Source organism: Oleiphilus sp. HI0079 (assembly GCF_001635105.1).
Genome location: NZ_LWFT01001327.1, coordinates 1 through 20,167 on the forward strand (window position 1 = coordinate 1; position 20,167 = coordinate 20,167).

The following is a 20,167-nucleotide window of genomic DNA, read 5'->3' on the forward strand; positions in this document are numbered from 1 at the left end:
TCCTGTGCTGAGCATCGTAAACCTTGGACAAATACTAGACTTCATCTCTAGCGATGCAAGTTTGGCAGAGTACGCAGACAGCGTTGCTGCGTATAGAGATCGTTACGGAATATAACGGATTGTAACTGAGCGATCTTTAGCAAGGCGGCTATAGTTAGATTTTAGGTATTATAAAACGAGTGATTTCTCTTAAGGATAAGTACAAAAAATGAGTGTTCGTCTTGTAATGAGTGTGTGCTTGGCGCTTGCGGTTTTCGTGAGCTCCGTGCAGGCAGGCATTATGTATCGCTATAAGGATGATCAAGGCCGAACGGTGATGGCTGCCACTGTTCCGCCAGAAATCGTTCCCAACGGTTACGATGTCTTGAATGCGCAGGGGCGTGTGGTTGAGGTCGTACCTCCCGCATTAACCGCTGAGCAGATACGTGCCCGAGACGACGCGATCGCGAAGAAAGAGCGTGAAGAAGAAGCGCGCAAGCTTCGAGAACAGGAAGATCAAAAGCTACTGAAGCAGTATGGCACCCCCGGAACCGTCGTTCATTTGCTGAAGCGTCGTCTTAGTGAGATTGATTCAGTCATCGTTTCTCGTCAGGCCTCTATCGCGGCAAATCAAAATGCGATCACCCAAAATGAAGAGTTGGCAGCAAATGCCCAGCGAAATGGTCGAAAAGTTCCAGTGAGAGTGGCCGAGGCGCTCGAAAAATCTCGTGGTGATATTGCAAAGGCGCAAAGTGTTATTCTTGAGAAGAAGCATGATCGAGAGAGAATCATCAAAGAGTTTTCTGAAATTATTCAGCGCTTGGAGCAGCTGACGGGTAAGAAAGCTCCAGATTACAACTAGCGGCTTAGCGTCATAATTGGCAATCCTTAGTGGCGAGAATAAGCTCTCCTTCAGGCCTATTTTTTTTCTTGGCCAGGCGCGTAACGCTCAAGCCAGTCACCAATTCGCTTTAATAAAAACTTGTCTGATCCGGCGCCGATCACTGACGTCAGCTTTAACTGCTGATATTCGGCAAAGTTGCCTGCACGCGCACTTGCTTTACGTTCTTTTGCTGCGGCACTTTGATTACGAGAGGATGAGTCGAAGATGTCGAGAACGGGTGCTGGGAAATCGTTGCCGAGCGCCTCTGCAAAGCGATTGTTCAGCCGGTCGGGCAATTTTGGTTCGAGTAAAATAAGAGCAAAGCCTTTCTCTTTTATTTCTGCTTCGCGACTCTGTAAGTAGTCAACCGCAAGCTCAGCACTCTCTCCTAATGCGATAACTGCAATGTTTTGAAAGCCTTGTTGTACTAAGTGATCCATCGCGGCTTGTACGTGAACGAGGGCGCGCTCTTCATAAGGAGAGATCATTTGTTCTTGTTTGGGGGGGGATTTAAGATCTATATCGACGCTTTCATTTTCGTCTTGCGCCTCTAATGTCGCGTCTTCCTCTTCTGATGGTGCTTTCGTCTTTTGGGCGCGGCTTCCCGCAGCCGTCGCTCGGGTAATCGCCTCACTTGTTTGAAATTCTGAAAAGGATTTAACCACAAGCTCCCTTTCAGGAGGCGTTTTTAGCTCAGGCCACGGCAGTCCAACCGAAAGAGTCAGCCAGCCCTCATAGGGTAGCTGCTGTCGTAAACCGCGAACTTGATTTGGCCAGTCTGCGTGTTGTGACGTGTCAGGAATGATTAGAGCGGCTCCATGGATATTCTTGGCTTTTGCTTCGATCTTCAAGGCGAGACTTTGAAAAGCACTGGCTGCGCCTGGGTATTTGATATCTAACCAAAGGACTTGTGCTTCCTCGACGCTACTCGCAAGTGCTGTGCTAAATGCGCGCTCTTGTTGATGTAGCTCTGGTATGCGATCTTCTTTGGCTTCTTCCTGCTCTTCGGTCTCGTCGGTTTGATCAAGCTCCGAACCGATGCTTTCGGTGAGATCCGGAGCCACTTCTTCTGCGATGGTTAGCGCCGAGCTCAACGTAATTAGGCAGAGCACAATGATGGTCGATAAAAGGCTGCTTGTTATTTGTCTAGCGATTGCATACATTGCGCGCGAACACCCAAAAAATTCTGTAAGAGGTAACTATGCCTGATTTTAAGATTGCACCATCCATCTTATCGGCCGATTTCGCTCGACTTGGAGAAGAAGTTGAAAACGTTTTAAGTGCTGGCGCGGATATTGTCCACTTTGACGTTATGGACAATCACTATGTACCAAATCTCACGATTGGGCCAATGGTTTGTCAGGCACTCAGAAAATACGGTATTACAGCCCCTATTGATGTCCATCTTATGGTGCAGCCGGTCGATGATTTGATTGGTCAGTTTATCGACGCCGGTGCAACGTATATCACCTTTCATCCTGAAGCTTCTCAGCATATTGATCGTTCTCTGCAAATGATTCGTGATGGAGGTTGTAAAGCTGGTCTGGTTTTTAATCCGGCTACCCCGCTGCACTATCTTGATCATGTGATGGACAAGCTGGATATGATCTTGTTGATGTCGGTAAACCCTGGTTTTGGCGGACAGAAATTTATACCGACAACGCTCGATAAGTTGCGCTTGGTGAAACAGCGAATCTTAGAGAGTGGACTCGATATCCAGTTAGAAATTGATGGCGGCGTGAAAGCCGATAACATTCGAAAAATTGCCGAAGCCGGTGCGGATACTTTTGTAGCGGGTTCGGCAATTTTTAATACAGATGATTATCAGGCAACCATCGATAAAATGCGTGCAGAGCTCGCGGCAGCCAAGCTCTCTTAAATCGTCAGAGCAAGAACAAGAGCCAGGAATATGTTGGACCTCTCTTTAAGGCAGTGTCGGCTAGCGATGTTTGATCTAGACGGAACATTGGTCGATAGCGTGCTGGATATTCACGCAGCATTAAATCAAGCGCTTGTTATCTGCGGCTACCCTGTCGTTGCAGAGAGCCAGTCCAGGGAGTGGGTTGGTAACGGGGCTAGAGCGTTAGTCAATCGGGCTTTGCTGGGTTGCCTCCATCCAGAAAGAGAACATATTGAGTTAGAGCGCGTACTTGATGTTTTCTATACACAGTATCGCGTTGAGAATGGTCGACATTCGGTCTGTTACGATGGCGCTCAAGCGCTACTTGCAAGACTTCGGGCTGTCGGCTGCAAAGTGGCTATTGTTACCAACAAGCCGTTTGAACATGCGCAGCAGTTGGTTGCACAACTTGCCCTAGAGCATGACGTCTTATTGGGCGGTGACTCTCTTGCGCATCGCAAACCACATCCGCAACCGCTGTTGCATTGTTTAGCGCATTTTTCGGTTCGGCCAGAAGAGGCTGTTATGGTGGGAGACTCGGTAAGCGACTTTGAAGCGGCGCACGCAGCGAAGGTCCCTGTAATAGGCGTAAGCTACGGTTATAACCATGGTTTGCCAATTGATGCGCGTAATCTAGATGGGCTTGTTGATTCGCTAAATGAGCTGGGGTAATCTCGTTTCATTAACCGTGGTTTAAATTTTTTCTCTTAAATAGTACGTTGAGTTAGCCAAGTGCCTGTCATAACGAATTCCAGCAAACTACTCGTAGCGCCGTTCTCGACGTTTTTCCGTTGGCGATTTTAAGTCGTTTTATTTCAACGCTTAATCTGTAAGTCGCTAATCAAGGAACCATAATGAATTCAGAACAGTTTTATGCCTTTGCTCAACAGGGCTACAACCGAGTACCTGTTGTTCGAGAGGTGCTCGCCGATCTAGATACACCGTTAAGTTCATATCTCAAGCTTGCTGATGGGCCTTATAGCTGCCTTTTGGAATCCGTGCAGGGTGGTGAAAAATGGGGGCGTTATTCCATTATTGGTCTGCCATGTCGACAAGTTCTCAAAGTGTGGGGGCATACCATCAACGTCGAGCAAGATGGCGCCGTTATTGAGTCGCTTGAGCACGACGATCCGCTAGCGTTTGTTGAAGAGTTCCAGTCTCGCTTTAAGGTTCCTGAGATAGAAGGCCTGCCCCGTTTCAATGGGGGGTTAGTCGGCTATTTTGGTTACGATATTATTCGCTATGTCGAGCCTAAGCTGGCTGACTCCTGCCCACCGGACCCACTGGGAACGCCGGATATTTTATTGATGGTGTGTGATCAGCTCGTCGTGTTCGATAACCTGAGCGGCAAGTTGATTCTGATTCATCACGAAGATCCAAGTGTTGAAGGCAGCTATGAAGTTGCGGATTCTGTCCTCGACATTCTGGTGCATCGTTTACGGACAGTGCAGGCGAAGTCGCCCTCTCGCCCAGAGCAGGATGAAGACGTCCAAGAAGGGCATTTCGTCTCGGGGTTTGAGCAACAGAAGTTCGAAGCGGCCGTGGATAAGATTAAAGATTACGTCCTTGCAGGGGATGTGATGCAGACGGTTATTGCGCAGCGTATGTCGATTCCTTTCAAGGCTGCGCCGCTAGACTTGTATCGTGCATTGCGGTGTTTGAATCCGTCACCTTATATGTACTTTTTAAACTTGGGCGATTTTCATGTTGTTGGCTCGTCACCTGAGATCCTTGCTCGAGTAGAGGACGGCTTGGTTACCGTACGACCAATTGCTGGTACGCGGAAACGGGGCAAGAATGAAGCTGAAGATATCGTGCTCGAAAAAGACTTACTAGCCGATCCAAAAGAGCTTGCCGAGCATCTGATGCTGATTGACCTGGGGCGCAATGACGTTGGGCGAGTGGCCAAAACAGGTACGGTGGAGTTGACCGATAAAATGATCATAGAACGCTACTCGCATGTGATGCACATCGTCTCCAATGTGACGGGTGAGTTGAAAGAAGGGGCGAGTGCGATGGATGTGCTCAGAGCGACATTCCCTGCAGGCACCTTGAGTGGCGCACCCAAAATACGAGCAATGGAAATTATTGACGAGCTTGAACCTGTAAAGCGCGGTGTCTATGGCGGCGCGGTGGGTTATCTTTCCTGGAGCGGTAATATGGATACCGCTATTGCTATCCGAACCGCTGTTATCAAAGATGAAGAGCTTCATATTCAAGCCGGTGCAGGCGTTGTTGCCGATTCTGTTCCTCTTAATGAATGGGAAGAGACGTTGAATAAAGGGCGTGCGGTGTTTCGTGCGGTGGCTATGGCGACTCAGGGTCTTGATGCGAAGGAGAGTAACTAATGTTGTTGATGATCGATAATTACGACTCCTTTACGTATAACGTTGTTCAATACTTGGGTGAGCTAGGTGCGGATGTACACGTGCATCGCAATGACGAAATCACGATTGAGCAAATTCGTGAGATGAACCCTGAAAAAATAGTGATCTCTCCAGGGCCGTGTACGCCAAATGAGGCCGGTGTTTCTTTGCAAGTATTAGAACAGTTTAGAGGTAAACTACCCATTTTGGGTATCTGCTTGGGCCATCAAAGTATCGGTCAGGCATTTGGCGGGGACATTGTTCGTGCTTCGCGCGTTATGCATGGTAAAACCTCGCCTGTTTATCATAACGACACCGGTGTGTTTAAGGGTTTGCCCAACCCTCTAACAGCGACACGTTACCACTCGCTGGTGATTGACAAAAATACGCTTCCGGATTGTTTAGAAATCACAGCGTGGACCAACAACGACGATGGTTCGATAGAAGAAATAATGGGCGTGCGCCATAAAGAGTTTGATATTGAAGGTGTGCAATTTCACCCAGAGTCTATTTTGACGGAGTGTGGTCATGAGTTATTGGACAACTTCCTGAAGCGTTAGATACAGCGCACGCTTGTCGAGTATGCATAAATAAGAATCAACAAGAGCGAAGAAGAAAGAGAGAACAGAATGAGTATCAAAAAAGCGATCGCCAAAGTTGTAGACGGCAATGACCTCTCAACACAAGAGATGAATGCCGTGATGAACGAAGTCATGACTGGGCAAACGACCGATGCGCAAATAGGCGCTTTGTTGGTTGCTTTGCGCATGAAGGGTGAGTCCATCGAGGAAATCACCGGCGCGGCAGAAGTGATGCGAGATCTGTCTTTCAAGGTTCCTATCGAAGGGGAGCACTTGGTTGATACATGCGGCACAGGAGGCGATGGCGCTAACCTGTTTAATGTTTCTACCGCCTCGGCGTTCGTTGTTGCTGCGGCGGGTGGACATGTTGCAAAGCACGGTAATCGAAGCGTCTCAAGCAGCACGGGCAGTGCCGATGTGCTCGAAGCTGCGGGCGTTAATTTGGATGTCAGCGCACAGGAAGTTGCACGGGCAATAGAAGAAATAGGCGTGGGCTTTATGTTTGCGCCGGCGCACCACAGTGCGATGCGTTTTGCTATAGGCCCAAGAAAAGAGCTGGCATTACGTACCATCTTTAACATGCTGGGGCCAATCACAAATCCGGCGGGTGTGAAGCGGCAGGTTATTGGTATCTTTTCCAAAGACCTTTGCCGTCCGATGGCTGAGGTCTTATCTCGGTTAGGCAGTAAGCACGTTATGGTTGTAAATTCTAACGATGGCCTAGATGAGATCTCCATCGCCGCTAATACCCATGTTGCCGAGCTAAAAGATGGCGTGATCACCGAATATGATATTGCTCCGGATGAGCTTGGTTTGCAGCATGCTGATCTATCTGGCCTGAGCGTCGAGAGCGCTGCAGAGAGTTTGGAATTGATCAAGGCGGCGCTTGGCAAGGCAGACGATGAGCGCGCACGAAAGGCGCGTTCGATCATCACGATCAATGCGGGCGCGGCTATTTACGTTTCAGATTTAGCAGATAGTTTGCAGGCTGGCGTTGCATTAGCAGAAGATGCCATCGGGAGCGGTTTAGCGCTTGCGAAAATTGACGAGCTTGCAAGTTTTACGCAAGTGTTCAAGCACGAGCATTAGAGAGACATTATGAGTTTTGATGACCGCATGAATAGTGCGACGCCCACCATCCTGAAGAACATTGTTGATCGAAAATGGCAAGAGATTGATCAGCGGTCCGCGTCTGTTGCAATTGAAGAGCACCGCGCACGTGCTTTTGATATGCCCCGGTGTCGCGGCTTTGTTGCAGCCATAGAGCAGAAGCTAGCAAGTGGCACCTCAGCGGTTATTGCGGAGATTAAAAAGGCATCGCCTAGCAAAGGCGTTATTCGTGAAGATTTTAAGCCCGCAGAAATCGCTGAAGCCTACGAGCGAGCAGGTGCGGCTTGTTTGTCTGTTTTGACAGACAAAGATTTTTTTCAAGGCGACGAGGCATATCTGCAAGCTGCGCGCGATGCTGTCTCGCTGCCCGTTATTCGCAAAGACTTTATGGTCGACCCGTATCAGATTTACGAGAGCCGCGTCGTCAATGCGGACTGTATCTTGCTCATTGCAGCATGTTTGACGAAAGATCAGATACAAGAGCTGTCGGGCATTGCTCAGGAAGTCGGTTTAGATGTCCTTGTTGAGGTGCACAACGCTCAAGAATTGGAGGTGGCTTTGACGCTGGGCACTAAACTCATCGGCATTAATAATCGCGATTTGCACAGCTTTGAGGTTAGCCTAGAAAACACGTTTTCGCTCTTGCCTTCCATTCCTGAAGACAAAATCGTCGTAACAGAAAGTGGTATTCATACTCTGGATGATGTGCAAGCGATGCGAGAGAAACAGGTAAACGCGTTTTTGGTGGGAGAGGCCTTTATGCGTGCGGCCGACCCAGGTGATGAATTGGCGAGACTGTTTTTTTAAGAGGACTTTTTAAGAGGACTTTTCAAGAGGACTGAGAGCACCCCTCGCTAAGACCAAAGTAAGGGGTGAAATAGCACATTACTTCTGGTAGCTTTTCACAGCGCAAACAAAAATAAAGGACGCAATTATGAAAGCCCTAACATCCTCCCGTTTATTGCAATCGCTTCTTGTCGCAACGGCACTTGGTTTGGCTGCCTGTTCTGAAAAGGCAGAGCAGCAAACAAGCACGGAACAGAAGGTTGAAACAACCACCCTGAAGTTGGCTGAAACTTGGGGGCCTAACTTCCCTATCTTTGGTGATGCAACGAAGAACCTCGCCACGATGGTCGACAAAATGTCGAATGGTCGTTTGAAGATCACCATCGATTCTTCCAATAAGCACAAATCGCCTTTTGGCATTTTCGATATGGTGAAGTCAGGGCAATATGATCTAGGGCATTCGGCATCCTACTATTGGAAAGGCAAGGTTCCCGCGACGCTCTATTTTACGACGATGCCATTTGGCATGATCGCGCCAGAACAGTATGCATGGTTTTATTATGGTGGCGGCATGGAGTTAATGGATGAGCTGTATTCACAGCACAACCTTATGTCATTTCCTGGTGGCAACACATCTAATCAAATGGGTGGTTGGTTCCAAAAAGAGATTAAAACGGTCGAAGACCTTCAAGGCCTGAAAATGCGAATTCCGGGCTTTGCGGGTGAAGTGCTTGCGCAACTGGGTGCTAAGCCAACGAACATCCCTCCAGGTGAGCTATACACGGCACTAGAGCGAGGCACAATTGATGCCCTTGAGTGGGTTGGCCCTTCTCTTGACTTGCGTATGGGATTCCACAAGATTGCACCTTATTACTATACCGGTTGGCACGAGCCAGCAACGGAGTTGCAGTTTCTTGTGAACAAGAAAACCTTCGATGCCTTGCCTGCAGACCTTCAGGAAATCTTAAGAACAGCGATGAAAACCGTTGCTTATGATATGTACATTCAGTCTACCCACGAAAGCGGTAAGAACTGGGCGGCTATGAAGGAAGAGTTCCCGAACATTCTTGTGAAAACGTTTCCAGAAGAAGTCATGACGGCGATTCGCAGTGCAAATGACGACCTGTTAAAAGCGAATGCTGAAGCTGACCCATTTGCTGCGCGCGTGTTGGAGTCGCAGAAAACCTATATGGAGCAGGTTCGTGAGTGGACGCTGATTTCAGACAAGGCCTACCTCGATAGCCTTAATTAAGACTAAGGAAAGCCCAAGCATAAAACCTTGGGCTTTTTTGATCCTATGATTCGAACGATTGATCGCCTGTGTGCAAAGATCACTAGTGCTTGCGGCGCCCTCGCGTGCCTCGCCATGGTGTTGATGCTGTTTAACGTCTTTTATGACGTGGTGATGCGTTACGCATTTAATGACGTTTCAATTGGCATGCAAGAACTCGAATGGCATCTTTTCGCAACGGTATTTTTACTGGGAACGCCATACGCGATGCAGCGAGACGGCCATGTTCGAGTCGATATTTTTTACGATAACTGGTCAGATAAACGAAAAGCACTGATCAATATGATCGGTGCTCTAGTCTTTGTTTTTCCATTTGTCGTTCTAGTCACCTATTACGGTGTTAGTTTCTCTTTTGATGCCTTTCAAATGGGTGAGGGGAGCGGCGACCCTGGCGGATTGCCCTATCGCTGGATTATAAAATCGCTCATACCTGTCTCTTTCGCCCTCATGGGGATTGCCGGGATCGGGATGGTAACCAAGGCGCTGCTTGTACTCAAAGGGGAAGAAGACTACTCAGGTGTCGATAAAGGGATGTTGTCGTGATCGGTATTATCATGTTCTTTGCAGCGCTGTTGCTGCTGATGTTGGGTTTTCCTGTTGCCTTCACCTTTGCGGGTGTTGCCCTGATTTTCGGCGTGTTTGCTGAAGGCGTCGATCTATTTGCATTTATGCCGTATCGCATTCAAAGCATCATGGAAAACACCATATTAATGGCGATTCCTTTGTTTATTTTCATGGGTGTTGTACTCCAGAAAACAAAGCTTGCAGAGCAGTTGCTAGTTTCAATGTCGCAATTGTTTGGGCGGATGAGTGGTGGCGTCGCGATTAGCACGATTTTGGTCGGCGCACTGCTCGCAGCGTCGACCGGTGTCGTAGGGGCAAGCGTCGTTGCCATGGGGTTGATCTCTCTGCCTTGTATGCTCAAGTATAATTACGACAAGCAACTGGCCTGTGGCACGATTTGCGCCTCTGGCACGCTTGGCCAAATAATACCGCCCTCTATCATTCTGATCATTCTTGGCGACGTTCTTGGTTTGCCTGTTGGGGACCTGTTTCAGGCGGCCGTTGCGCCAGGCCTTTTACTCATCGGCCTTTATATTGGTTACATCATTTTTGTGACGGTGCGCGATCCAGACAAAGCGCCACCCATGCCGCCGATTGAGCAAGATGGCTTCGCAGCACTGAAAACGGCTTTGTTTGCAATCTTGCCTCCTTTGTTATTGATTGTGTTGGTGCTTGGCTCTATTTTCGCGGGCATTGCAACGCCAACGGAGAGTTCGGCTTTAGGTGGCGTGGGCGCCCTAGTGTTGGCACTCTGTTATGGGCAATTCAATATCAAGATGCTTTGGGAAAGTGCACGTGAGACTGTCGTTGTAACAGCCATGGTATTTGCGATTTTACTTGGGGCAACGGCCTTCTCGATGACCTTCAGCTATACCGGCGGCGATGCACTTCTTGAAGAGTGGTTGCTTGGTTTGCCCGGAGAGAAATGGGGTTTTCTGATTCTCACCATGCTGGTGATCTTGATTCTCGGTTTCTTTATTGATTTCGTAGAAATCTCGTTCATCATTGTTCCCGTACTGGCACCGATTGCCGAGCTGCTTGGCATCAGTATGCTCTGGTTTGCCATTTTGATTGCCATGAACCTTCAAACCAGCTTTTTGACGCCTCCCTTTGGCTTTAGTTTGTTCTACCTGAAGGGGGTCGCACCGCCTGAAATACGAACGGCCGATATCTATAGAGGTGTGATGCCTTTTATTGTGTTGCAGGTGCTCGTTGTCTTAGCAATCCTTTTCTTCCCGGGCTTCTTTGGTCTGCTTTAAGCAAAAAAAACAGAGCAGATTCAAATCTGCTGATGTGTCGCGTCAGTTCTCGAGTATTACCCCATTTTAGAAGTGTCTACGGAAATGGGGTAATACTAGTGATCAGATGTCTATTTAGCGTGTACTGGAGTGTCTGATCTTTCTTCCAGATATAGGGCGAGTAGACGGTTATTCGTAACAGTTAAGGAATATTTGATTTCTGAATTCCGCTATATACTGCTTTTGACTTTCCTCTGTCGGTCCGATGGGGGCTTTATATGCTGTTTTGACCAACTCCTTCACCACGTTTTTGACGTTCTCATCGGTTTCCGTTTCGGCCTCTACGTCGACCACTAAGCGCATAACCTCGGGTAAAGGCATGTCTTGTTGGCGAGCGGTCATGATGACTTCTGCAACCTGTGAAATAGACCTACAATTCTCGATTTGCGCCTCCGACTCAGCATGGCTTGTCGTTGCGTTTAAGGCGCTCAAAAGCGCAATTGCGCTGACTATCTTTTTCATTAAATGCTCCTGCTGCAACCTAAACACCATGATCGCGTTGAGTTGATTGTTTGGTATAGAGACTCAAAAAACACCGCTCGTTATGTTGGTCTTAACAGACCGCCACTGCAGCCAAGTCTCATGAAGCGTGGGAACTTTTCATCAGTCTCATGACAAAAACGCAGAGCGCTCACTAAGAGACCACCGAAGAGCGTAAGTCCTTCGCCTGAGCTTGCTCGGAGAGCGAACGGATATGGTCAAGATCTCCCTGCTGGCAAAGCGACGACAAGGCGTATCCCAGAGCATATTCAGAGTGGTAGATGACGGCAGGGTCAAGGGCTTCGTGACCAAGCAGGCGCAGGCTGATAAACGATTCTTGCAAGCATGCTGTAACCTCGCGTAGCCCCGCGCCATCGCGAGCAATCGCGCTGAAAGCATCATCCAATAAGGCTCTTACCGACAGTTCGGGTACAAATACTCGGTCATACATAACCGCTTGCTCTTGCGAGCCATCTTCTGCGGAGCGCTGTTGGGTGATGGCCCACTTAGAGATCAAACGTACCATCGTTCTAATAATATCGATGGCGGTTCCTGGGTCATTTACCGCCGGTGACAGCGCGCGACTGGCGATTTCCGAGAGCACGACCATCCCAAAACGCGGGTCTTCATCAAAGGTTCTTGATCGGCCGACACGAAATGCTTGCGCTATTCCACTCGTCAACTGCTCGTCTAGGGCGGCTTCGCTTGTGTCAACAAGAACGAGAGGCTCAGCCAGACTTATAAATTCACCGGGAAGCGCGCGGACGAAAATCCGGCAGTTATTTTTTTCTGCCAGTTCTTGCAGTTGCTTAACGTCTAGTTGCTGCACGTAACCGACATGCTCTGAAAATACGGGCGTTCCCGTCGGTTCTTCGTCCGGCTGCTTGGTACACAGAGTTGGAAATCTTGCATAGGATTGGAGAACGTTATTCAACACGTTCTCGACTTTTCCAATCGTTTCGCCAAGGCGACCTAATCGTGCAATTCGGTCTACCCATCGAACGAAGCTCAGGATCACGATGGCGAATACAACGAGCGTAAGAACAAAGAGCACAAATGTACCCTGCTGTTCAAAAAGGGTGTTCAGGTGTGCTACTAGTCCAACAATGCTGAAGATGAACGCACCGATGAATGTTGATAATGCGTTTTGAGAGACATCATCCGCGATCACTAAAGAGAGGGTGCGGGGCGTTGCGGCATCGCTTGCCGATGTGAACGCGGAAAGCATGGCTCCAACAGCAAATGTCGCAATCACAAGCATGCTGGCAGCCATGACAGACAAAAGCGTTTCTAATGATTGAAAACTAATGTGTGGTAGTTTGTTATCAAATATAACTAGTTGATCCGCGAGCCCTGCGGCGATCACAGCGAATAATGAGAGAACGCAGGAAAATAGAGGCTTAACCCATAGCCTTTCCCCAAGTCTGTTTAATGCGAAGCGTACTTTATTCCCCATACCTCCGAGAGAAACCGACTCTTGATTCTGCATCTTTAACTCCGTTTAAGATCTTCTACAAATAGAAATGGACGATGTAGTTTGCGAGACCGCGGCTCCTTTCAGTAACACCATGCGTAGGTAAAGGAAGAGCCATCTTGGGGCTGTCCGTTCTGCAGCACGACCGATCAGAGTATGCTGACACCGCTGTTTGCGATCAAGAGCTAGCGACTAGCCAGCTCTTGTGCTTTGCAGTGGACGTATTTTGGTTCAAATACCGAGCCGATCAAAACTTGACCGTCATAGCTTGCAGCGACGCTTGAGCCGGAAAGAATACTTCCATCGTCTGCATAAATCGTTTCCACGGAACCGCTCTCAACATCGATAGCATGGGCAACGGACGGCGCGATAACGGATTGGTCAAAGGTGTGGAGCAGAAAATCCAGAGCTTTAGGGTGTGATGCTACAAGAAGTTTTCCGTTTTCACTCCACTCTAAATTGTCGGGCATTACGTCTAAGGCAATGTGATTATTCAGAGTCCACTCTGGTGCTTCACTACTCTCACGCGTATACATGGATATCCGCTCACCGGTCGACTCGGCAACAAACAGCTTGGTTTGTTCTGCATTTGTCAGCACGCCGTTTGCCATGTATAGATCGTTGACCACTTCCGTCACCGTTCCATTGTCGTAGAACAACACATTGGTTTTCGCCAATCTCAGAAAGTCTTCTGCTTTTTCACCCAGCGTTTGTCTTGGTGCGCTGTGGTCATTGGTGATATAGAAACGATGTCGAGAAACGGCATGCACGTCGTTTGGTGAGATCAATTCAGGGAAGGTGATGCTTTCAATCAGCGTCGCCGAGTTCGACCCTGACAGCTCGAATACATCTATCTGGTGCTGAGTGGTCGAAGGGTGATTGACCACGAAAAGATACTGCTTGCCATCTTCTTTTAACAACGAAATCCCGTGAGGGTGAAAGACCTCAGGGTAGTTCGCAGTAATCGGTTTAAGGCTTGGGGTGTCGTCATTTAGGTCGAGACTCCACAATGCGCCGTTCTCCGATGCTCTAGTGCCCTTGGTGAGATACGCTCTACGGTCGTCATTCGCAAAGTAGGCGAGGCCGCTTGCCTGGTCGATGGTGATATCCTCCAGACCAGGAGGCGCGTCTACAGCGATACACATCTCGGAGGACGCTGTACTGTCTGCGGCGTAGTCTAAATTAAAAAGTGGAGCCATTCTCCAGACGCTAATGGCGGCTAATAACACGGTTAACGCTAATACGATTTTTAGGATGTTCATTTTTATTATCTTTGTTTAAGGGGGGCGAAATGAACATCCTTGTCTTCGCTTTCTGTGGCTCTATCGTTTCTTCGGTGTCCACGCCCACGTCATTTCAAACAGAATCGGCTCTTTGTTGTCCGCGTCTGTCACTTTAACCGGTACGACAGTCTCGCCCTTATCGGATGACTGGATCTCCTTAATTTGTGCCTTGGTGAGCTTCGCCTCAGCGCGCATGTCGCCTTTCGCGCGCTTTACGTAATCCGCTTTTATTGTTTTGATGACCGGAACACAATCGTCAGAGATGTTCATCCCGATGAGGTATCCCGTTGCTGATTCTGCGATCAGTACGCTGGCGACGGCGTGGACTGAACCAATGTGGTTCTGCACCGATTTTTTGTTCTTTAGGGTAATGACTGCGTGGTTCTCCGTCAGAGCTTCAACCTTTTGACCTGTTGTGCCAGTGTATTTGACGGTTTTTCCGAACAGCGTCGTGAGCGCCTTGCTTCGCATAAACTCTGGAAGCTTGTTGATGTTGCTTACGATTTTGTTCAGTTTGTTTTGCTTCGCCATCGAGGCGTTCTCCTTGAAAATTCAAACTTTTAGAAATGTGTGTTGCTGCTTAAAGAGAGCCGAAGTTTGAACTGTGGGATCAGTGGTGTCAATTAACCGGAAAGTGCTACCCAGCAGAGACAGGGCTTTGTATAATCGCGGCTTCTTTTTCAAGGAGTTTTGTTATGTCTGATCTAAAAACCAAGTTCGAAGAAACGGTTAACTATGTGCAAAACGCGGAGGGCGATTTTGAGCCATCGAATGAGCTTAAGCTTAAGATGTATGCGTTGTACAAACAGGCAACAGAAGGCGATGTGACAGGCAAAAAGCCGGGCATGATGGATTTTATCAATCGTGCAAAATATTCTGCATGGGAAGAGCTCAAAGGCAGTACTGCAGATGAAGCAATGCAACAATATATTGATGCCATTGAAGAATTGAAAGGCTAATTGACGCTCGTCATTTTAGTTTATTTGCTCAGCTGAAATATTCTGGTAAAGTGCGCGGCGAAATATCACCATAACAATAAAAGGCGGTGAATGATGGATGCAAAAGTGGTTCTAGATGAAGCGCAGCCGGGTCTTTCAGCTGAGTTAGCGAAAGCGAGTATCAAAACAAGATTGTGCGCGCGTACAGCGCATACTTATGAGCAGTGGATCGCTCAATATCTTGCATTTAACGGATTATCGAACCCTTTTAGCTTGAGTGAGAAAAACGTAAAAGAGTTTTTACGGCATATCACGCGTCGCCTTTCTCCCTCGCGAGCACGACTAAATCAAGCAAAAAGTGCTTTGGAGTTTTTTTATGCTCAAGTGCTCAAACGTCCTCTCGCGCACTCGGCACTTACCATTCCTAACGCTTAGTGCTTGTGCTCGCCACGGGTGTCGGTGCGATTTCCGCTAAGGTAAACTGCTTTCTAAACTCTCTCGGTGTCATGCCTGTCGCTCTTCTAAATGCCAGTGAAAAAGCGCTGCTTGAGCCAAAGCCTACGTCTTCTGCGACAATTTCAATCGGAAGCTTGCTGGATGTCAGTCGCTGTTTTGCATGATCGATCCGGATCTTTGCAATCAATTCGCGCCAGGTGGTTTTTTCATTCAGTAAGTAGCGCGCTAGAGTGCGCGACGAGATGTTGAGTTGTTTGGCTACGTCGTCACGGCTCAAGCTGAACTTGCTTTTTCTGAGATGGTAAGCCACCTGTTCTGTAAAACTGTCTTTCAGTGGTAAATCTTCGGGTAAATGCATTTGCTCATAACATAATTGCTCTAGAACCCGGCAGCTTTGAGGATTACGTTGCGGCATGGGCTGTAAAAGACTCTGAGCATTCAGCACTAGTTCAGCGCCATTTGGTGCGTGTTCTAATACGCAGCCGAGTTGGTTCCTGAGCTCTAAAATCAATTTTCGATCGGTAAAAAAGGTGCGAGCGGCGATCACCCCTTTAGGTTTTCTTCCGGTCACTTGCTCGATAATAGAAAGACCTGTACCAAGGTCTCGCGCTACTAAAAAGTGCTCAACGCTGAGCGTGTCTTTTTTATATGGAAGCCACGCGACTGATAGCATCTTACTTTGACTGCTGCTCGCGTAATTCGTAAAGTGAAATACCTCTTGGCAATACCTCAGGGCGATGTTGAGAGCGTGCAGCAGATTGTCGCTGCTAAGCATTGCTTGCCCGATGAGACCGTAATGATGGAGCTTGCTTCGTCGTCCGGCCTCATAGCCAAGTCGATCTGCTGGTTCTGAAATCAGACGAGTAATGTTTCTGATGATTTGTAGTTCTTGTGACGCCGTAGGCTCGTATGTTGTTTCTTGGAAAATAGCATCATCGATGTTGGTGTTCTTTAGGCAAGACTCGGTACTCAAACCCTTGAGTTTACCGAATTCGACTAATAGTCGGCATTGTTCAAGTGCCAGTCCCGGGGACCGCTGATATCGACGCATACTGCTTTTGACCAAGATAGACGCCTAATAGTGTATCCCGAGTTCGTTGCGTGGTCTGCGTAAGCGCTCTCAGAAATGTGGATTTATGAGCGGAAACAAAAAAGCAGGGCATAGGCCCTGCTTTCTAGCCGAAGAATGAGCTACAGAGTAGGAATCGTGACGATGTTCTGTTCACTTGTCTTGTACTGAAAGTCTACATAGAAGTCGGCAGAAGTTGGCGATTTGTAGTAGGGGTCTTTCGTATCAATTGCCAAGACGACTCGGTTACCCGGCGGGATGTCGTATGCCGTGGTAATCATGTCGAAATCAACACGCACTTTCGCTCCCCAGTCAGCGTCTGGCAGAGTGACGACACCATGGGTGATGAGCTTACCCGTACCCCAAGCATCCATATCATAGAGATAGGCCACGAGCTGCGCTTTGTGATAATGCGGTTGGACACGCAGGCTGACGCTTGGTGTACCGCGAATTTGCATGCCATTATCGAGGCGGTCACTATTCCAGTAGATGGCTCTAAAATCGCTCTCTGCAGGGATGTTCGTTATAACAGGAATATCAACTTGTTCCAGTAAGTCGGACAGAATCGGAATGCCAGTTGAAAAACTCGTGCCGAAGTAACCGTTGATAGAATTGTCCTTTTCGGTGTTAAACCACGACCAATATGGAGAGGTTTCCATATCGCCGTTATCGAACGTGGATCGAGGGTGAAGGTAGTAAGTTACATCTGTCGTCTCTGCGAGAGGATAATCATCGAACTGGTCAAACTTGTCCTGAAAACGAACTTTCATATTGATGGGTTTCGCATTAGACAAGTCGTTGGTCTCACCTTTCAAATGAATATCAAACCACTTATAGACGTTGTCCCAAACAAGGGTGTCTCCGAGGCCAACAAGCGATGGCAGAAGCTCTGCCGTTGCGTGGGTGCCCGGAAGCAAATCGATGTACTTTGGCGTAGTTAGTTGGCCGAACATGTCGAGCAGAGTGTTGGGCTGAAACAAGTTGTCACCGTAGGCTTTCGCCATGTAGATCGCGGTACCATTCTCATTGAGCTGATTGACGTAGTTAATCGGAGAGCGAATACTTGCCCAGTCGACAACTTGATCAATTTGGTCCAGTTTCTGGTTCTTTACGATATCCCAGTTTTCAGCGATAGATGGGTCGGGATTACCAGTGAGAGAGCCCGCAAGCGTGAGCAGCTCGCCCCAAACAAGTCGTGGTGATTGGTTGCCATAAAGTGCATCGACTAAATCGCCCCAAGAGCTCATTGCTGCGACGGCTTTTACGCGAGGATCTTGTGCTGCACCAATTAAGCTAATGCCCGAGCCGTAAGAAATTCCCGCCGTTGCAATTGCGCTTTCATCGACAGGGTAGTTGGCGATTAAATAGTCGATGACCGTGCTGTAGTCGTTCATGTCTTTCGGGCCGGCTGTTCCGATAAGGCCGCCTGACTCACCGAAGCCTCGAGTCGCATAGCTAAGGACAATGTATCCTTTATCAGCTAGCTCTCCCGCTTGTTGAAGGTACTCATACTCATTTAAACCCCAGCTGTTGATAAAGATCACGGCTGGCGCGCTGCCTTGAATGTTGTTCGGCACAAAGATGTTTGCCGTCAACTCTACGCCATCAAACGCGCTGATCACGATGTCGTCGTTGGTTGTATAGTTTTCAGAGGTGGGAAAGTTAGGTAGGTTCAGTAGTCCGCCTGCAAAGTCGAGAATCGGGATGGAGCCGGAACCCGTTGCATAGGTATCTTGCGGAGTCAGTGAAGCCGCAGCGCACAGACTGAGCGCGACAATCGTTTTCTTCATGTTGGTCACCTGTCGTTTTTTATCTTTATTTTTTGGAGGGAAAAGAGCCGGCAAGCGCGTGCTTGCCTTAATTTATATTTTCGATTCTTATTTTTATTCTCGAGAATAATCGTAGGCGCTGCTGCTTGTACTAACTATCAATAAATGGGACAGGAATTTTATATGACAGGCCATTAAATAAGGGTTGTGACAAGAATCTCGTTATGGCGCGAGAGAAAACGTTTGTAGCTGTCCGTCGCTTGTAAGCGCCTTGAGGGTGTTGTCGTCTGCCCATAGGGCAATGATGGCGCGAGAAGCGCCAAACCATTTCTTGCGTTTAGCCTTGAATCTTGAGGTCTCCTCACCTGTAGTAGTATCGAATACTTGAATGTAGCCCTGCTGGTTCGCTAAATAGACGCGCTTCTCGTCAACTGAGAAATGCGCACCGTTAAAGATCGTATAACGTTCTTGGATAGCGCTAAGCGTTGAGAAATCGCGGGTATTAATGATGAGGTGATCATTTCGCAATGACGAAATAAACGCTTTGTTCCCACTTGGTGAAAATGTGACATGGCGACTCATGTTTTCAAGGTTTTCGGTATGTAAGGCCTCGCCATTGAGTAAATCCCAAAATGTGGCGCTATAGTTGTCACTGCCAGTGAGTGCGAGGGTCGCATCCGCATTAATGGCGACACTGCGTACGGCTTCGCTTTGTTTAAACTCCTGAACGTTATTGCCGGTAAGAGGGTCGGTATACCAGATATCACCGCTTTCCAACCCGAGCAGGGCGCGGGATCCATCTTGATTCAGAGCAATGCTGAGAATATTCGAGGGTGCTTGAAGAAAGGCCAAAGACGCGCCGGTTTCAGTGTTCCATAAAATCCATTGATTTTTATGTGCGGTTGCAGCGCGTGAGCCGTCGGTTGAAATTGCGTTGGCGGTGATCTGCGTGTACTCGCCTTGTTGGTGGTTCCAGTTGAATGTTCTCTCTAAAGGTGAAACGCGCCAGTAACTCGCCCCATGGAGCTGCGAGCCGATCAGTATGTTCTGGCCATCTTTGCTAAACGTACCCGAAAAAAGTCCTTGGGTAGCAATTTCTGAGGAAGAGTCAGGGCTTTTTGCGCAGGCAATAAGCAGCGAAGAAAGACAAATAATTAAAATGGTTTTCATGGTGGATCGGGCATAAAAAAACGGTCTATGCAGTATAGACCGTTTTTGATTCCAGCGGGTTGCAATCCGCTTCATAAATTTATGCACTTAGGAGACTAAATCCGCCTGAGATGTGTGTATCGCCTCAATTAACTGGTCTTCCAGCTCAAAGCGATTTTCTAAAGTTCGCCCTAAACGCTCGAGGCGCGCGACTAACTTGTCCACGCCATCATCGACCTTGTGGATATCATCAAAACTGTCGTTAAAATCGAGTGCTACTTCGGTTGTTTCTTGAATTTGTGGGATAGTCGCATCGAGAAGGACGGTACCATCATCGTTGTTAAAGTCGATGGCTTCATTGATGAGTTGCTCATATACTTCAAAGTGACCAACCGATACATAATCGACTAAAACCTGACAAAAGCCTTGTAGCTTTTCGATGGTATTTTCTTGCGAGCTGGGTGGGTTGACTGTTAAGTCACAAAACTTGACGATGAGTTCTTGTCTTTCGATGAGCCACTTATCAATAAGTTCGTTGACGCCACCCCAGCGCTCCGTTGCATTCTTGCAGTTTTCGAGCATGAGTCCTCTCCATATTATTTAGGCGCGACCCTTTGCGGTTAGTTTTTATTGTCGCGATTTGTGTTGCGCTAGGCGCTTATTATTTGATCAATTCTGGTTTTAAATTAACCAATTTATATAACTGTGACAACTTGTTAATTGTTGCAAAACGTTACTTTTAGTTATTTCTATTTATTCCTAACGATAATCATCAGGTGCGCAATAGCTAA

The 20,167-nt window shown here is 48.0% G+C and carries 21 protein-coding genes; 12 read left to right on the forward strand and 9 right to left on the reverse strand.

The genetic code is table 11. From position 1 onward, the window contains the following. Nucleotides 1-208: 208 nt before the first annotated feature. Nucleotides 209-841 carry a DUF4124 domain-containing protein gene (locus A3750_RS22935; RefSeq protein WP_068454402.1) on the forward strand — a complete coding sequence of 211 codons (633 nt, stop codon included), beginning with the start codon at nucleotides 209-211 and terminating at the stop codon, nucleotides 839-841. A gap of 56 nt (nucleotides 842-897) precedes the next feature. Here A3750_RS22935 and A3750_RS22940 read toward each other — a convergent pair whose 3' ends face one another. Further along, the gene (locus tag A3750_RS22940) at nucleotides 898-2,025 is read right to left on the reverse strand and encodes a DUF3530 family protein (RefSeq protein WP_068465822.1); all 1,128 of its coding nucleotides are present in this window, start codon (nucleotides 2,023-2,025) and stop codon (nucleotides 898-900) included. Nucleotides 2,026-2,063: 38 nt separating this feature from the next. Here A3750_RS22940 and rpe point away from each other — a divergent pair, with 38 nt between their 5' ends. The 9 genes from rpe to A3750_RS22985 all read left to right on the forward strand — a co-directional run bounded on the left by rpe (nucleotide 2,064) and on the right by A3750_RS22985 (nucleotide 10,719). Beyond that, a complete protein-coding gene (gene rpe / locus A3750_RS22945) occupies nucleotides 2,064-2,741 on the forward strand; it encodes a ribulose-phosphate 3-epimerase (protein ID WP_068452601.1) in 678 nt (225 codons plus the stop codon). A gap of 30 nt (nucleotides 2,742-2,771) precedes the next feature. After that, complete coding sequence (gene gph, locus A3750_RS22950; protein WP_068452597.1) at nucleotides 2,772-3,434, forward strand: phosphoglycolate phosphatase; 663 nt, start codon at nucleotides 2,772-2,774, stop codon at nucleotides 3,432-3,434. Between the two features lie 182 nt (nucleotides 3,435-3,616). Further along, nucleotides 3,617-5,110, forward strand: coding sequence for an anthranilate synthase component I (gene trpE / locus A3750_RS22955; protein ID WP_068452594.1), 1,494 nt, complete (start codon nucleotides 3,617-3,619; stop codon nucleotides 5,108-5,110). Beyond that, nucleotides 5,110-5,688, forward strand: a complete 579-nt coding sequence (locus tag A3750_RS22960; protein ID WP_068452591.1) for an aminodeoxychorismate/anthranilate synthase component II — start codon at nucleotides 5,110-5,112, stop codon at nucleotides 5,686-5,688. The genes trpE and A3750_RS22960 overlap by 1 nt, the downstream gene beginning before the upstream one ends. A 69-nt stretch (nucleotides 5,689-5,757) precedes the next feature. Then, nucleotides 5,758-6,798, forward strand: a complete 1,041-nt coding sequence (gene trpD / locus A3750_RS22965) for an anthranilate phosphoribosyltransferase (RefSeq protein ID WP_068452589.1) — start codon at nucleotides 5,758-5,760, stop codon at nucleotides 6,796-6,798. A 9-nt stretch (nucleotides 6,799-6,807) separates the two neighbouring features. Beyond that, nucleotides 6,808-7,626, forward strand: coding sequence for an indole-3-glycerol phosphate synthase TrpC (gene trpC / locus A3750_RS22970; protein WP_068452587.1), 819 nt, complete (start codon nucleotides 6,808-6,810; stop codon nucleotides 7,624-7,626). A gap of 127 nt (nucleotides 7,627-7,753) precedes the next feature. Next, a complete protein-coding gene (locus A3750_RS22975) occupies nucleotides 7,754-8,857 on the forward strand; it encodes a TRAP transporter substrate-binding protein (RefSeq protein ID WP_068455454.1) in 1,104 nt (367 codons plus the stop codon). Between the two features lie 45 nt (nucleotides 8,858-8,902). Beyond that, nucleotides 8,903-9,439: a TRAP transporter small permease subunit gene (locus A3750_RS22980; RefSeq protein ID WP_156492373.1), complete on the forward strand. Its 537-nt coding sequence runs from the start codon at nucleotides 8,903-8,905 to the stop codon at nucleotides 9,437-9,439. After that, complete coding sequence (locus tag A3750_RS22985) at nucleotides 9,436-10,719, forward strand: TRAP transporter large permease subunit (RefSeq protein ID WP_068465820.1); 1,284 nt, start codon at nucleotides 9,436-9,438, stop codon at nucleotides 10,717-10,719. The genes A3750_RS22980 and A3750_RS22985 overlap by 4 nt, the downstream gene beginning before the upstream one ends. Nucleotides 10,720-10,887: 168 nt before the next feature. Here the strand turns inward: A3750_RS22985 and A3750_RS22990 are convergent, their stop codons facing one another. The 4 genes from A3750_RS22990 to A3750_RS23005 all read right to left on the reverse strand — a co-directional run bounded on the left by A3750_RS22990 (nucleotide 10,888) and on the right by A3750_RS23005 (nucleotide 14,526). Further along, on the reverse strand, nucleotides 10,888-11,220 hold the full coding sequence (locus A3750_RS22990) for a hypothetical protein (protein ID WP_156498872.1): 333 nt from the start codon (nucleotides 11,218-11,220) through the stop codon (nucleotides 10,888-10,890). Between the two features lie 172 nt (nucleotides 11,221-11,392). Continuing rightward, nucleotides 11,393-12,727, reverse strand: a complete 1,335-nt coding sequence (locus tag A3750_RS22995) for a DUF2254 domain-containing protein (protein WP_156498873.1) — start codon at nucleotides 12,725-12,727, stop codon at nucleotides 11,393-11,395. A gap of 170 nt (nucleotides 12,728-12,897) precedes the next feature. After that, nucleotides 12,898-13,974: an SMP-30/gluconolactonase/LRE family protein gene (locus A3750_RS23000; RefSeq protein WP_068491510.1), complete on the reverse strand. Its 1,077-nt coding sequence runs from the start codon at nucleotides 13,972-13,974 to the stop codon at nucleotides 12,898-12,900. 60 nt (nucleotides 13,975-14,034) lie between these two features. Continuing rightward, nucleotides 14,035-14,526: a DUF4442 domain-containing protein gene (locus tag A3750_RS23005; protein ID WP_068456517.1), complete on the reverse strand. Its 492-nt coding sequence runs from the start codon at nucleotides 14,524-14,526 to the stop codon at nucleotides 14,035-14,037. A gap of 164 nt (nucleotides 14,527-14,690) precedes the next feature. Between A3750_RS23005 and A3750_RS23010 the strand changes: the two genes are divergently transcribed. Together A3750_RS23010 and A3750_RS23015 are read left to right on the forward strand one after the other, a co-directional pair. Beyond that, the gene (locus tag A3750_RS23010) at nucleotides 14,691-14,954 is read left to right on the forward strand and encodes an acyl-CoA-binding protein (protein WP_068456515.1); all 264 of its coding nucleotides are present in this window, start codon (nucleotides 14,691-14,693) and stop codon (nucleotides 14,952-14,954) included. A gap of 90 nt (nucleotides 14,955-15,044) precedes the next feature. Continuing rightward, nucleotides 15,045-15,368, forward strand: coding sequence for a phage integrase N-terminal SAM-like domain-containing protein (locus A3750_RS23015; RefSeq protein WP_082863233.1), 324 nt, complete (start codon nucleotides 15,045-15,047; stop codon nucleotides 15,366-15,368). On the opposite strand, the gene A3750_RS23020 is transcribed toward A3750_RS23015, so the two are convergent. The 4 genes from A3750_RS23020 to A3750_RS23035 all read right to left on the reverse strand — a co-directional run bounded on the left by A3750_RS23020 (nucleotide 15,358) and on the right by A3750_RS23035 (nucleotide 19,958). Further along, complete coding sequence (locus A3750_RS23020; protein ID WP_156492412.1) at nucleotides 15,358-16,455, reverse strand: AraC family transcriptional regulator; 1,098 nt, start codon at nucleotides 16,453-16,455, stop codon at nucleotides 15,358-15,360. The genes A3750_RS23015 and A3750_RS23020 overlap by 11 nt on opposite strands. Before the next feature lie 125 nt (nucleotides 16,456-16,580). Continuing rightward, entirely contained in the window at nucleotides 16,581-18,248 is a 1,668-nt protein-coding gene (locus A3750_RS23025) for an alpha/beta fold hydrolase (RefSeq protein WP_082863066.1), read from the reverse strand. Nucleotides 18,249-18,449: 201 nt separating this feature from the next. After that, the gene (locus A3750_RS23030) at nucleotides 18,450-19,397 is read right to left on the reverse strand and encodes a WD40 repeat domain-containing protein (protein ID WP_068548917.1); all 948 of its coding nucleotides are present in this window, start codon (nucleotides 19,395-19,397) and stop codon (nucleotides 18,450-18,452) included. A gap of 87 nt (nucleotides 19,398-19,484) precedes the next feature. Beyond that, nucleotides 19,485-19,958, reverse strand: a complete 474-nt coding sequence (locus tag A3750_RS23035) for an Rsd/AlgQ family anti-sigma factor (RefSeq protein WP_068453074.1) — start codon at nucleotides 19,956-19,958, stop codon at nucleotides 19,485-19,487. Nucleotides 19,959-20,167 lie beyond the last annotated feature (209 nt).